General features: G+C 72.4%; 8 protein-coding genes and 2 pseudogenes. 5 read left to right on the forward strand and 5 right to left on the reverse strand.

The genetic code is table 11. The features are described from left to right. The 4 genes and pseudogenes from ACFWA7_RS37650 to ACFWA7_RS37665 all read right to left on the reverse strand — a co-directional run. Positions 1-621: pseudogene (locus ACFWA7_RS37650) on the reverse strand (ADP-ribosylglycohydrolase family protein); the annotation flags it as partial. Next, positions 618-1,781, reverse strand: a complete 1,164-nt coding sequence (locus ACFWA7_RS37655; protein WP_385550290.1) for an ADP-ribosylglycohydrolase family protein — start codon at positions 1,779-1,781, stop codon at positions 618-620. The gene ACFWA7_RS37655 and the pseudogene ACFWA7_RS37650, both read right to left, overlap by 4 nt. Positions 1,782-1,842: 61 nt before the next feature. Continuing rightward, a complete protein-coding gene (locus tag ACFWA7_RS37660) occupies positions 1,843-3,012 on the reverse strand; it encodes an ADP-ribosylglycohydrolase family protein (protein WP_385550293.1) in 1,170 nt (389 codons plus the stop codon). Positions 3,013-3,464: 452 nt separating this feature from the next. Next, complete coding sequence (locus ACFWA7_RS37665; RefSeq protein ID WP_385549729.1) at positions 3,465-4,472, reverse strand: ADP-ribosylglycohydrolase family protein; 1,008 nt, start codon at positions 4,470-4,472, stop codon at positions 3,465-3,467. Between the two features lie 242 nt (positions 4,473-4,714). On the opposite strand from ACFWA7_RS37665, the gene ACFWA7_RS37670 reads away from it, so the two are divergent. The 5 genes and pseudogenes from ACFWA7_RS37670 (at position 4,715) to ACFWA7_RS37690 (ending at position 13,042) form a co-directional block, all read left to right on the forward strand. Beyond that, positions 4,715-5,446 (forward strand): VIT1/CCC1 transporter family protein, encoded by a 732-nt coding sequence (locus tag ACFWA7_RS37670; protein WP_385549726.1) that lies wholly within the window; start codon positions 4,715-4,717, stop codon positions 5,444-5,446. Between the two features lie 448 nt (positions 5,447-5,894). After that, positions 5,895-10,466, forward strand: a complete 4,572-nt coding sequence (gltB, locus tag ACFWA7_RS37675) for a glutamate synthase large subunit (RefSeq protein WP_385827653.1) — start codon at positions 5,895-5,897, stop codon at positions 10,464-10,466. Continuing rightward, complete coding sequence (locus ACFWA7_RS37680) at positions 10,459-11,919, forward strand: glutamate synthase subunit beta (RefSeq protein ID WP_385549720.1); 1,461 nt, start codon at positions 10,459-10,461, stop codon at positions 11,917-11,919. The genes gltB and ACFWA7_RS37680 overlap by 8 nt, the downstream gene beginning before the upstream one ends. Before the next feature lie 408 nt (positions 11,920-12,327). After that, positions 12,328-12,444: pseudogene (locus ACFWA7_RS37685) on the forward strand (VWA domain-containing protein); the annotation flags it as partial. Between the two features lie 82 nt (positions 12,445-12,526). Then, entirely contained in the window at positions 12,527-13,042 is a 516-nt protein-coding gene (locus ACFWA7_RS37690) for a pyridoxamine 5'-phosphate oxidase family protein (protein ID WP_385549717.1), read from the forward strand. On the opposite strand, the gene ACFWA7_RS37695 is transcribed toward ACFWA7_RS37690, so the two are convergent. Further along, positions 13,039-13,720 (reverse strand): acyl-CoA dehydrogenase family protein (locus ACFWA7_RS37695; protein WP_385827655.1); only part of this gene is annotated, 682 nt, incomplete at its 5' end. The two genes, ACFWA7_RS37690 and ACFWA7_RS37695, sit on opposite strands and share 4 nt — an antisense overlap.

Raw genomic sequence — 13,720 nt, forward strand, 5'->3', positions numbered from 1 at the left:
GGCGGGGGCTTTGCCCCGCGCATCCTTTTCGGCGCTGTGCCCCGGGGTGGGTGGGTGGCCGGGGGCTTCGGGTTCGGGTCCCTGGGCGGGGCTGCGTCCCTGTGCCTCCTCGGGGTTCGGCTCCGGAACCTCGTCGGGGGCTTTGTCTCCCGCATCCTTTTCGGTGCTGTGTCCCGGGGTGGGTGGGTGGCCGGGGGCTTCGGGTTCGGGTCCCTGGGCGGGGTTGCGTCCCTGTGCCTCCTCGGGGTTCGGCTCCGGAACCTCGTCGGGGGCTTTGTCTCCCGCATCCTTTTCGGTGCTGTGCCCCGGGGTGGGTGGGGGGTTGAGGCCGTCCGGCCAGGTGGGTGTTGCGGATCTGATCGCCTCGAAGTCCGTCGGCTCTCGGTCCGCCAACGGGGAAGGCATCTCGGCCAGTTCGTCCAGGAGCCGGATCGCCAGGGCGCGCAGGAGCGGGGGTGCCGGGGTCGGGGAGGCGCCCGAGGGGGCGGGGGTCGCGGTGCCGCCCGCCGTTGCCCAGCGCGCTTCGGTCCTTCTCGCGTCGCGGCCGTCCTCCTTCGCCTGCCGGAGCTCGTGGGCGATGAGGTCCTCCGGCTGGACCCAGGTCAGGCGTAGGGGGGTCATCGGGTCAGCGCCTCGAAGGCCGTGCGGTGGGCGTCCTGGCGGGCGCGGTCCTTCGCGTACACCTCGCGGGTCACCTCCGTGAGGGCCCGCGCGGGGGCGTGCAGGTCCAGGCGGCTGGCCTCGGCGACCGGTTTGGACCAGGCGGCGGGGATGGGGGCCTCGCCCCGGAGCGCGCCCGCCAGCGCGCCCGCCATCGTCGCGATGGAGTCGCAGTCCCGGCCGTAGTTCACCGCGCCGAGTACTGCCGTGCGGTAGTCGCCGTCGGCGACGAGCAGCATGGCCAGGGCGATCGGGAGCTCCTCGATGGCGTGCAGGCGGGACGGGCGGCGGGCTCCCAGGGACGGGGCGCGGTAGTCCGGGCCGACCGTGTCGAAGGGGGTGACCGCCGCCCGGAGGGGGGCGAGTGCCGACTCGAAGTCCGTGTGCGCGGATGCCGTTTCCGCCACCGCCTCGATCGCCGCGTGCGTTCCGTCCTTCGCCAGGGACAGGCAGGTCTCCACCACCCCGGCCGCCGTCGCGGCCGGGGCGCACGCCGCCGCCACCGCCGCCGCGAAGACGGCCGCCGCCTCCCGCCCGTACGAGGACTGGTGCGGGGCAGCCACCTCCAGGGCCTCCGCGTACGCCGCCGCCGGGTTGGCCGCGTTGACCAGGCCGACCGGTGCCATGTACATCGCCGCGCCGCAGTTGACGATGTTGCCGGTGCCCGCCTCGCGGGGGTCGACATGGCCGTAGTGCAGCCGTGCCACGATCCACTTCTCGGCGAGGAAGACGCGGTGGAGGGGGATCGTCTCGGCTTCGAGTTCGGGGATCCAGAGCGGGCGGGAGATGAGGTCGGGGACCAGGTGGTCCGCGATCGCGTACGCGTCCAGGTGGTCGCGGACCCGCTCGTACACCCGGATCAGCGCGTGCGTCATCAAGGTGTCGTCGGTGATGTGCCCGTCGCCCTTGTGGTACGGGGCGATCGGCCGCGCCGTACGCCAGTCGTCCCCGTGCCAGGGGCCGACGATGCCGTGGACGCGGCCGCCGTGCCGCTCCACGATCTGCTCGGGGGTGTAGCCCTCGACCGGGCCGCCGAGGGCGTCCCCGACGGCCGCGCCGACCAGGGCGCCGGTGATGCGGTCCTCAAGAGTGAGCGTCGCGTACGACGTCGTGAGCGTCATGCCGGAATTGTCCACCCTGGGCGGTCAGTTCGGGGTGGTTCGCGGCATTTTCGCGAAAAGCTCAGCCGCCCGGGGGGTGGCGCAGCGTGTCGGCGAGGAGCCCGGCGAGCTCCACGAGGTCGGTACCGGCCAGGCGTGGCAGGGCGCAGCCGGACAGGGTGCGGCAGGCGTCGAGCCAGGGGGCTGGGATCGAGGCGCCACCGCTGAGCGCGCCGGTGAGCGCCCCGGCGAGGGCGGGCGCCGAGTCCGCGACCCGGGACAGACAGGCCGCGGCCGGGACCGCCTCGGCGACCGTGCCGCGCGAGGCGGTGGCGAGGGCGAGGGCGACGGGGACGGTCTCGGCGGCGGCGATCCCGTAGCTGTAGACGTGGTCCACGATCTGGTGCTCCAGGAGCGGGACCAGGGCGAACGCGCCCGCCGTGTCGTCGGCGAAGTCGTGCGCGAGCTTGACGGCGTGCTGGGCGTTGCGGCCGATCTCGGTGTCGGGCGGGAGTTCGTCGAGGGCGGCCGCCACGGCGTCCTCGACGCCGGCCCCGCCGAGGGCGGCCGCGATCGCCGCGGCGATGGCGCGGGCGCCGTGCACCCCGTCGCCGTCCTGGGTGTAGCGGGCGTCGAACTCGGCCAGTTCGGCGGCTTCCCGGGGCGCGCCGGGGTGGACCACGGCGAGGACCGCGGCGCGTACGCAGGCGGCGTCGTCGAAGTAGTGGGGGTTGTCGTGGCCGGTGGCGGGCGGGCGCAGGCCGGTGGCGAGGTTGCCGAGGCCGGCGCGTACGGAGATACGGGCGCGCAGGGGGAGCACCGCCGACTCGACCTCGGGGGCGCGCTCGGCGGCCGCCGCGACCTCGGCGGCGAGGAGGTTCCAGGCGCGGTCGACGGCGGCGCGGACGCGTCTGGCCGGGGTGAGGTGGGCGAGCAGGGGCTCGGCGGCGGTGAGTACGGTCTCGGCGGCGAACGCGGCCCACTCGGCGTCGTCCGACGGGCCCAGGCGCAGGGGTTCGGGGGGCTGGTTGAGGGCGATGGGGACGGGGAGGGTGGTGGTGGCGTTCTGCTCGGCGAAGGTGTCGAGTTCGCGGGTGAGTCTTCGGGTCCACTCGGGCATGCGGGCCGCGCGGTGCCGCGCTGCCGGCCATCCTGCGGCGTCGCCTGCGGCCAGGCCCAGGAGGAGGCCCAGGATGCGGTCGTCTTGGTGCGGGGGTGGTGGGGTGGGCGCTTCGCGCCGGGATTCCCCCACCCCGCCCCTTCCCGAGACCCTCCGGGGGTGGGTGGGGGACGGGGCGGGTGGGTTTTCCCGGGGGCTTCGCCCCCGGACCCCGAGCGGGGCCTGCGGCCCCTGCACCCCGCTCGGAAGCGGCGCCTCCGGGCCTCCCAGCAGGGTCTGTGGTCCTTGTGTCCCGCTGGGGAGCGGTGCCGCCGGGCCTCCTTGCGGGGTCTGCGGTCCTTGTACCCCGCTCGGAAGCGGCGCCTCCGGGCCTCCCAGCAGGGCATGTGGTCCTTGTGTCCCGCTGGGGAGCGGTGCCGCCGGGCCTCCTTGCGGGGTCTGCGGTCCTTGTACCCCGCTCGGAAGCGGCGCCCCCGGATCCCCCACCAGGGCCTGCGGCCCCCGCACCCCGCTCGGGCCCTGCACCCCCGGGGCCCCGCTCCGAAGCTGCGGCCCCGGCCCCCGCCCTGAAACCTCGTCACCCATCACGCGATCTCCCCTTCCTCTTCTTCCGGGTCCGGCGTCAGCAAGTCCGCGATGTCCAGGACGTGGTAGCCGCGCATCTCGGGGAGGCAGCTGCCGCGGACCGGGCCGATCGCGGACGACCAGGCGGGGGGGATCGCTGCGGCGCCGCCGTGCGCGCCTGCCAGGGCTCCCGCCACCGCCGCCGTCGTGTCCGCGTCGCGGCCCATGTTCACCGCCGTCAGGACCGACGCCGTGAAGTCGCCCCGGGCCGTGGCGAAGGCGCCGAAGGCCAGGGCGACCGCTTCGGGGGCCAGGTCCGTCCAGGGGTAGCCGCCGATCACCACCGCCGAGCGGACAGCCCTTTCGCCCTGGTCGGCCACCGCTACCGCGCGGCGCAGCGAGCGTGCCGTCCAGGAGTCCATCGGGATCACCGACAGAGCCGCCGCGATCACGGACGTGAGGCCCGCGCCCGTCATCGCCGCGGCGACGCCCGCCGCCACCGCCTGGCCGCCGTAGATGCCCTCGCCCTCGTGGCTGACGCAGCCGTCGATGGCCACCAGCCGCGCCGCCTCCTTCGGCGCCCCCGCGGCGAAGACGCCGAAGGGGGCCGCGCGCATGGCCAGGCCGTCGCTCCAGGCGTGGCGGTGCTGGGCGGAGATGGGGGCGGCGAGACCCCGGCGGAGGTTCTCCAGGGTGCCGCGCTCGCTGAAGCCCGCGCCCCGGAACGGGCCTTCGTCGCGGTCCGCGATCCAGTGGTGCCAGGCGTGTTCGACGTGGGTGACGGTGAGCGCCGAGCCGTGCCGGGCGAGCAGCAGGCCCGAGAAGATGGCGTACTCCGTGTCGTCCGTACCCGCCGGGTCCTCGGAGACGAAGCCCTCGATACGGCCCCAGCGGCGCCGGATCTCGGAGGGTTTGAGGTTCTCGGCGGGGGCTCCGAGCGCGTCCCCCACCGCCAGGCCCAGCAGCGCGCCTCTGGCTCGCTCGCGGATGGCCTCGGCTGTTCCCGGGCCGCTGGCGATCAACTCCATGGGAGGCCTTTCGACGTCGCCTGATCCTTCGGTTGATCTCTGCCACACCGAACGAGCCGGGAGTCCATCTGTCACCCTCCCGCCACATGTGTGCAAGAGCGGACACGGATGAGCGCAACACTCCTCTGACCTGGGTAAGTACGGCCTGCCTTGCTAGCGCGGGGCTTACATCGAGCGTAATTTCGACGTAGACGAGGGGGAGCGGGACGCGAGAGCCCGCTGCTGAACGCAAGGGGAGAGCTGTGTCCGTCATCAATACCGAAGCCACGCTGCACGAGGCGCACCGGGACAACCACACGCACCGGGACGTCAACGGCGGCTGGCTGCGGCCCGCCGTCTTCGGCGCGATGGACGGGCTCGTATCCAATCTGGCCCTGATGACCGGCGTCGCGGGCGGCGCCGTCTCGCAGCACACCATCATCGTCACCGGCCTCGCGGGCCTGGCCGCCGGAGCCTTCTCCATGGCCGCCGGCGAGTACACCTCCGTCGCCTCGCAGCGCGAGCTCGTCGAGGCCGAACTCGACGTCGAGCGCCAGCAGTTGCGCAAGCACCCGGTGGACGAGATGGAGGAGCTGGCCGAGCTGTACGTGTCGCGCGGCGTCGAGCCCGTGCTCGCCCGCGAGGTCGCCATGCAGCTCTCCCGCGACCCCGAGCAGGCGCTGGAGATCCACGCCCGCGAGGAGCTCGGCATAGACCCGGACGACCTGCCGTCGCCTGCCGTCGCCGCCGTCTCGTCCTTCGGCTCGTTCGCGCTGGGCGCGATCCTGCCCGTACTGCCGTATCTGCTCGGCGCGAGTGCCCTGTGGCCCGCCGTGCTGCTCGCGCTGGTCGGTCTCTTCGCCTGCGGCGCCGTGGTCGCCAGGGTCACCGCGCGCTCGTGGCTGTTCAGCGGAATGCGCCAGCTGGCCCTCGGCGGCGCGGCCGCGGCCCTCACCTTCGGCCTCGGCTCGCTCTTCGGCGCGGCGGCGGGCTGACGGGGCCCGGCCCCTAGTGGCCCCTGAGCCCCCTCAGCCCCTGAGCCCCCTCAGCCCCTCTCGACTCGAAAGGCCCGCCAGGACGTACCCCCGTCCGGGCGGGCCTTCGCCGTGCGGGCGCGCGAGTCCGGGGTCACCATGTGACCTACGTCCTGCGCGGGATCGTCCCGCCGCCCGTAGAATGCGGGAGTATGCAGGACCCCACATAACTAGTCGTTACTCGGCGGTTTCGCATCTTTGAACACCGGGCATAGGCCGTACACACTCCGCCGACGCAGGCAAGGAAGCCTGCCCGGAAGGCACGGCGATCGCCGCCCGAGTGTCCGCATGCTGGAATGGGCTATCCGGTTCCCGAGATCCGTCCCATCATGTAACCTGCACGAAATTTCGCAGAGGGCCAACGTCGTCCCTCGGCTATTCATATGCCACGACGACGACGGGAGAGCCGATGCGTTCCGACGCCTGGTCGCCCATGGACGGTCGACCCGCCCCGCAGGGGATGTACGACCCCCGTAACGAACACGACGCCTGCGGTGTCGGGTTCGTGGCCACCCTGACCGGTGAGGCCGGCCATGAGCTGGTCGAGCAGGCGCTGACCGTACTGCGCAATCTCGAACACCGGGGCGCCACCGGCTCCGAGCCGGACTCCGGTGACGGCGCCGGCATCCTGCTCCAGGTGCCGGACGCGTTCCTGCGCGAGGTCACCTCCTTCGAGCTGCCCGAGGCCGGTGCGTACGCCGTCGGCATCGCCTTCCTGCCCGTCGAGGACAGTGACTCGGCCGTGGCGAAGATCGAGGCCATCGCCGCCGAGGAGGGCCTGGACGTCCTCGGCTGGCGCGAGGTGCCCGTCACGCCCGAGCTGCTCGGCAACGGCGCCCGCGCCACCATGCCCGCCTTCCGGCAGATCTTCGTCGCCGACGGCACCAGCAGCGGTATCGCGCTGGATCGCAAGGGCTTCGTCCTGCGCAAGCGCGCCGAGCGCGAGGCCGGGGTGTACTTCCCCTCGCTCTCCGCCCGGACGATCGTCTACAAGGGCATGCTCACCACCGGGCAGCTGGAGCCGTTCTTCCCGGACCTCTCCGACCGCCGGTTCGCCACCGCCGTCGCGCTGGTCCACTCGCGCTTCTCGACGAACACCTTCCCGAGCTGGCCGCTCGCCCACCCGTACCGCTTCGTCGCGCACAACGGCGAGATCAACACGGTCAAGGGCAACCGCAACTGGATGGTGGCCCGCGAGTCGCAGCTGGTCACCGAGCTGTTCGGGGAAGGCCGGGACGCCAAGGACCTGGAGCGGATCTTCCCGGTCTGTACGCCGGACGCCTCCGACTCCGCCTCCTTCGACGAGGTGCTCGAACTCCTCCACCTCGGCGGGCGCTCGCTGCCGCACTCCGTCCTGATGATGGTTCCCGAGGCGTGGGAGAACCACGACTCGATGGACCCGGACCGGCGCGCCTTCTACCAGTACCACGCCACGATGATGGAGCCCTGGGACGGCCCGGCCTGCGTCACCTTCACCGACGGCACCCAGGTCGGCGCTGTCCTGGACCGCAACGGCCTGCGCCCGGGCAGATACTGGGTGACGGACGACGGACTCGTGGTCCTGTCGTCCGAGGTCGGCGTGCTCGACATCGACCCGGCGAAGGTCGTCCGCAAGGGACGTCTGCAGCCCGGCAAGATGTTCCTCGTCGACACCGCCGAGCGGCGCATCATCGAGGACGACGAGATCAAGGCGGCGCTGGCCGCCGAGAAGCCGTACAAGGAGTGGCTGGAGACCGGCGAGATCGAGCTGGAGGACCTGCCCGAGCGTGAGCACATCGTGCACACGCACGCCTCGGTCACCCGCCGCCAGCAGACCTTCGGCTACACCGAGGAAGAGCTGCGTGTCATCCTCGCGCCGATGGCCCGCACCGGCGGCGAGCCGCTCGGCTCGATGGGCACGGACTCGCCGATCGCGGCCCTCTCCGAGCGCCCCCGGCTGCTCTTCGACTACTTCACCCAGCTGTTCGCGCAGGTCACCAACCCGCCGCTGGACGCCATCCGCGAGGAGCTCGTCACCTCGCTGCGCTCCTCGCTCGGCCCGCAGGGCAATCTGCTCGACCCGACCGCCGCGTCCTGCCGCAGCGTCACGCTGCCCTTCCCGGTGATCGACAACGACGAGCTGGCGAAGCTGATACACATCAACGCCGACGGCGACATGCCGGGGATGAAGGCCGCCACGCTCTCCGGCCTCTACCGGGTCTCCGGCGGCGGCGCCGCGCTCGCCGAGCGCATCGAGGCCATCCGCGCCGAGGCCGACGCCGCCATCGAGGACGGTGCCCGTCTGATCGTCCTCTCCGACCGGCACTCCGACGCCGAGCACGCGCCGATCCCGTCGCTGCTGCTCACCGCCGCCGTCCACCACCACCTCATCCGTACGAAGCAGCGCACCCAGGTGGGTCTGCTCGTCGAGGCCGGTGATGTGCGCGAGGTGCACCACGTCGCTCTGCTCATCGGCTACGGCGCCGCCGCCGTCAACCCGTACCTGGCGATGGAGTCCGTCGAGGACCTGGTCCGCGCGGGCACCTTCATCGAGGGCCTGGAGCCCGAGCAGGCCATCCGCAACCTGATCTACGCGCTCGGCAAGGGCGTCCTCAAGGTGATGTCCAAGATGGGCATCTCGACCGTCGCCTCCTACCGCGGCGCCCAGGTCTTCGAGGCCGTCGGCCTCGACGAGGAGTTCGTCGGCACGTACTTCATCGGCACCGCCACCAAGATCGGCGGCGCCGGGATCGACGTCATCGCCAAGGAGGTCGCCGCCCGGCACGCCAAGGGGTACCCCGTCTCCGGCATCGCGGCCACCCACCGCGCGCTTGAGATCGGCGGCGAGTACCAGTGGCGCCGCGAGGGCGAGCCGCACCTGTTCGACCCGGAGACGGTCTTCCGCCTCCAGCACGCCACCCGCGGCCGCCGGTACGACATCTTCAAGAAGTACACCGAGCGCGTGAACGAGCAGTCCGAGCGACTGATGACGCTCCGCGGGCTCTTCGGCTTCTCCTCGGACCGCCCCTCGATCCCCATCGACGAGGTCGAGCCGGTCTCCGAGATCGTCAAGCGCTTCTCCACGGGCGCCATGTCGTACGGCTCGATCTCGCGCGAGGCGCACGAGACGCTCGCCATCGCCATGAACCAGCTGGGCGGCAAGTCCAACACCGGTGAGGGAGGCGAGGACCCGGACCGTCTGTACGACCCGGCGCGCCGCTCCTCCATCAAGCAGGTCGCCTCCGGCCGCTTCGGTGTGACCTCCGAGTACCTGGTCAACGCGGACGACATCCAGATCAAGATGGCCCAGGGCGCCAAGCCCGGCGAGGGCGGCCAGCTGCCCGGCCACAAGGTCTACCCGTGGGTCGCCAAGACCCGCCACTCCACCCCGGGCGTCGGCCTCATCTCGCCGCCGCCGCACCACGACATCTACTCCATCGAGGATCTGGCCCAGCTGATCCACGACCTCAAGAACGCCAACCCGGCGGCACGTATCCACGTGAAGCTGGTCTCCGAGGTCGGTGTCGGCACGGTCGCCGCGGGTGTCTCCAAGGCGCACGCGGACGTCGTCCTCATCTCCGGCCACGACGGTGGCACGGGTGCTTCTCCTCTGACGAGTCTCAAGCACGCGGGCGGCCCCTGGGAGCTCGGCCTCGCCGAGACCCAGCAGACCCTGCTGCTCAACGGACTGCGCGACCGGATCGTCGTCCAGACGGACGGCCAGCTCAAGACCGGCCGTGACGTGATCATCGCCGCGCTGCTCGGCGCCGAGGAGTTCGGTTTCGCGACCGCGCCGCTCGTCGTCTCCGGCTGCGTCATGATGCGCGTCTGCCACCTGGACACCTGCCCGGTCGGCATCGCCACCCAGAACCCGGTGCTGCGCGACCGGTTCTCCGGCAAGCCCGAGTTCGTCGTCAACTTCTTCGAGTTCATCGCCGAGGAGGTCCGCGAGCTCCTCGCCGAGCTCGGTTTCCGTACGATCGAGGAGGCCGTCGGCCACGCCGAGCTCCTGGACACCAGCCGCGCGGTGCGCCACTGGAAGGCGCAGGGCCTCGACCTGGACGCCCTCTTCTACGTGCCCGAGCTGCCCGAGGGCGCGGTGCGCCACGCCCGGGTCGAGCAGGACCACGGCCTGGCGAAGGCGCTCGACAACGAGCTCATCGAGCTGGCCGCCGACGCGCTGGGCGCCGACTCCGCCGAGGCCGCCCAGCCGGTCCGCGCCCAGGTCGCGATCCGCAACATCAACCGGACCGTCGGCACCATGCTCGGCCACGAGGTGACCAAGAAGTTCGGTGGTGCGGGCCTGCCCGACGACACCATCGACGTCACCTTCACCGGCTCGGCCGGCCAGTCCTTCGGCGCCTTCCTGCCGCGCGGTGTGACGCTGCGCCTGGAGGGCGACGCCAACGACTACGTCGGCAAGGGCCTCTCCGGCGGCCGTGTGATCGTCCGCCCGGACCGGGGAGCCGACCACCTCGCCGAGTACTCGACCATCGCGGGCAACACCATCGCGTACGGCGCGACCGGCGGCGAGCTGTTCCTGCGCGGCCGCACCGGCGAGCGGTTCTGCGTCCGCAACTCCGGCGCCCTGGTGGTCTCGGAGGGCGTGGGCGACCACGGCTGCGAGTACATGACCGGCGGCCACGCGGTGGTCCTGGGCGAGACCGGGCGCAACTTCGCGGCCGGGATGTCCGGCGGTATCGCGTACGTGATCGACCTCGACCCGAACCACGTCAACTCCGGCAACCTGGCGGCGGTCGAGGCCCCCTCGGAGGCCGACAAGCAGTGGCTGCACGACGTCGTGCGCCGCCACCAGGAGGAGACCGGCTCCACGGTCGCCGAGAAGCTGCTCGCCGACTGGCCCGCCGCGGCGGAGCGCTTCAGCAAGATCATCCCGTCCACGTACAAGGCAGTGCTCGCCGCCAAGGAAGCCGCTGAGCTCGCCGGTCTCTCCGAGCAGGAGACCACCGAGAAGATGATGGAGGCGGCGACCAATGGCTGACCCCAAGGGCTTTCTCACCACCGGTCGCGAGGTCGCCCAGACCCGCCCCGTGGCCGAGCGCGTCAAGGACTGGAACGAGGTCTACGTTCCCGGTTCGCTGCTGCCGATCATCAGCAAGCAGGCCGGGCGCTGCATGGACTGCGGCATCCCGTTCTGCCACAACGGCTGTCCGCTGGGGAACCTGATCCCCGAGTGGAACGACTACGCCTACCGGGAGGACTGGTCGGCGGCGTCGGAGCGGCTGCACGCCACCAACAACTTCCCGGAGTTCACCGGGCGGCTGTGCCCGGCTCCCTGCGAGTCGGCGTGTGTGCTCGGCATCAACCAGCCCGCCGTCACCATCAAGAACGTCGAAGTCTCGATCATCGACAAGGCGTGGGACAGCGGCGACGTCACCCCGCAGCCGCCGGAGCGGCTCTCCGGCAAGACCGTCGCGGTCATCGGCTCGGGCCCGGCGGGCCTGGCCGCCGCCCAGCAGCTGACCCGGGCCGGTCACACCGTCGCGGTGTACGAGCGCGCCGACCGCATCGGCGGCCTCCTGCGCTACGGCATCCCCGAGTTCAAGATGGAGAAGGTGCACATCAACCGCCGCATCGAGCAGATGCGCGCGGAGGGCACCAAGTTCCGCACCGAGGTCGAGATCGGCCGCGACATCGACGCGGCGAAGCTGCGCAGGCGCTACGACGCGGTGGTCATCGCGGCCGGCGCCACGGTCTCCCGCGACCTGCCGGTCCCCGGCCGCGAGCTCAACGGAATCCACTTCGCCATGGAGTACCTGCCGCTGGCGAACAAGGTGCAGGAGGGCGACTTCGTGGCGCCCCCGCTCACCGCCGAGGGCAAGCACGTCGTCGTGATCGGCGGCGGTGACACCGGCGCGGACTGCGTGGGCACCGCCCACCGCCAGGGCGCGGCCTCGGTCACCCAGCTGGAGATCATGCCCCGGCCGAGCGAGGACCGCCCGACCGGCCAGCCCTGGCCGACCTTCCCGATGCTCTACAAGGTCACCTCGGCCCACGAGGAGGGCGGCGAGCGGGTCTACTCCGTCTCCACCACCCACTTCGAGGGCGACGAGGACGGCAACGTCCAGTTCCTGCACCTGGTCGAGGTCGAGTTCGTCGACGGCAAGCTGACCCAGAAGCCGGGCACCGAGCGGAAGATCCCCGCGCAGCTGGTCACCCTCGCCATGGGCTTCACCGGCACCGACCAGGCCAACGGCCTGGTCCAGCAGTTCGGCCTGAAGCTCGACGAGCGCGGCAACGTCGCCCGCGACGCGGACTTCGCGACCAACGTCGACGGAGTGTACGTGGCCGGTGACGCGGGCCGCGGCCAGTCCCTGATCGTCTGGGCGATCGCGGAGGGCCGTTCGGCAGCACGTGGTGTGGACCGGTACCTTACGGGGAGGAGCGAACTGCCCGCCCCGATCCGTCCCACGGACCGGGCCCTGACGGTCTGAGTCCCTCCACCCCAAAAACGTTCCGTACAACGGTGTACGGGCTGCGCCGGATCGGGGGATACCCCGGCCCCCCGCAGCGCGGCGCCTGCCCCACTGTCCCCGACCGGACGACTGGGCGGGCGCCGCGGCGCGTCCCCCTTGCGGCCCTCGGCCCGCAGCCCCCGGAACTCCACCCGCGCGTCCTCCGTGTACGCCCCCAGGGCGCCCTGGAGGCAGGGCGCTCGGTGCCGGTGAAGTCGGCGAGGCCCGCCGTGTCCCGGCCACCCGGAGCCGGCCGCCCTCCTGCTGCACCCGGACCGTGTACCCCTTAATTCGTCAACGACGTGTACGGGGCGAAGGCGCTGCCGGAGAACCTCGGAAACCATGAGCCCGAGGCGTACGACAACCATCCGCCGCGGCTGCCCGCGGTTCTTCCACGCGGGCGCCGACCCGCGCCGGGTGACGGACGCGGAGCTCCACGACCGTCTCCTCGGGGAGTTCCCGCACTGGCTGCGGGCGGCGCGGGCGCGGGGGATCGTGCGGTGACGGTCACGTCTCGGGTGGACGCCCGGCAACCCCCGGAGTAATCCAGGCGGAAGATGCCGGGCATCTGCGGTTTGCTGGGTGCATGGCATCGCAGACATTCCGCTGGAAAGAGTTCGAGACCGCCGAGCCGCAGTTCGCCGAGGCCGTGCGAGAGCGTTTCCTTCTGTACAAGCACCATGTCCTCGCGACCTTGCGCGCGGACGGCAGTCCCCGGGTCACCGGTCTTGAAGTCGAGATCCGTGGTGGCGAGTTGTGGCTCGGCATGATGCCGAACTCCCGTAAGGCGTACGACCTGCGCCGCGACCCGCGTTTCGCGGTCCAGGCGAACCCGGGGCCCGACGCGGAGATGGCCGAGGGCGACGTCCGGATCAGCGGACGGGCGGTCGAGGTCGTCGACGCCGGGGAGCTCGCCCGGTACGCGGGCGATGTGCATCCGCCCGAGCCGTTCCTCCTCTTCCGGGCGGAGCTGGCCGAGGTGGTCCACACGGGCATCGACAAGGAGGCGGAGGAGATCGTCCTGCGGGCCTGGCGCCCCGGCGCCGCCCTGCGCACCATCCGGCGGGGCAACGGGACCGAGCCGCCGCGCGAAGACGCCTAGGGGTACGCCGCCAGCACCTCCGCCCGGCAGGCGGCCGGTGTGCCCCAGGCATCACGTAGCGGGCGCGCCTTGCGCAGCCAGAGGGAGAGGTCCAGCTCCTCGGTGTAGCCGATCGCGCCGTGGAGCTGGAGCGCGGCCCGGGCCGCCGTGTACGCGGCCTCGCCCGCCGCCGCCTTCGCCGCCGCGAGGTCGCCCGGGGCGAGGGTGAGCGCCGCCCCGTACACCAGCGGCCGCGCGAACTCCACCGCGAGCAGTGTGTCCGCGAGCCGGTGCTTGACCGCCTGGAACGAGCCGATCGGCACCCCGAACTGGGTGCGCTGCCTGACGTACGCGACGGTCCGCCGCAGCAGCTCCTCGGCCACCCCGACCGCCTGGGCGGCCGCCGCGAGCCGGGCCCAGCGGACGGCGCAACCGACGGCCTCCGCCAACAGGGGTCCGGCGGCGAGGAGTTCCCCACCGGGGCCGGGGCGCGCGAGCCGCCGTGCGGGGTCGAGGGAGGTGAGGAGAGGGCCGTGGCCGGGGGCGAGCCGGAGCTCGGGGGCGGGGCTGAGCGGGCGGCCGGGGCGCGCGGTCCCGGTCCCACCGGTCCCGGTCCCACCGGTCCCGGTCCCACCGGTCCCGGTCCCACCGGTCCCGGTCCCACCGGTCCCGGTCCCACCGGTCCCGGTCCCACCGGTC

Source organism: Streptomyces sp. NPDC059994, assembly GCF_042737755.1.
Lineage (GTDB): Bacteria > Actinomycetota > Actinomycetes > Streptomycetales > Streptomycetaceae > Streptomyces.

Bases quoted from the DNA above. Each gene is read 5' to 3' on its own strand.
- ACFWA7_RS37655 (WP_385550290.1), bottom strand. From the start codon at position 1,781: ATGACGCTCACGACGTCGTACGCGACGCTCACTCTTGAGGACCGCATC.
- ACFWA7_RS37665 (WP_385549729.1), bottom strand. From the start codon at position 4,472: ATGGAGTTGATCGCCAGCGGCCCGGGAACAGCCGAGGCCATCCGCGAG.
- gltB (WP_385827653.1), top strand. From the start codon at position 5,895: ATGCGTTCCGACGCCTGGTCGCCCATGGACGGTCGACCCGCCCCGCAG.
- ACFWA7_RS37680 (WP_385549720.1), top strand. From the start codon at position 10,459: ATGGCTGACCCCAAGGGCTTTCTCACCACCGGTCGCGAGGTCGCCCAG.
- ACFWA7_RS37690 (WP_385549717.1), top strand. From the start codon at position 12,527: ATGGCATCGCAGACATTCCGCTGGAAAGAGTTCGAGACCGCCGAGCCG.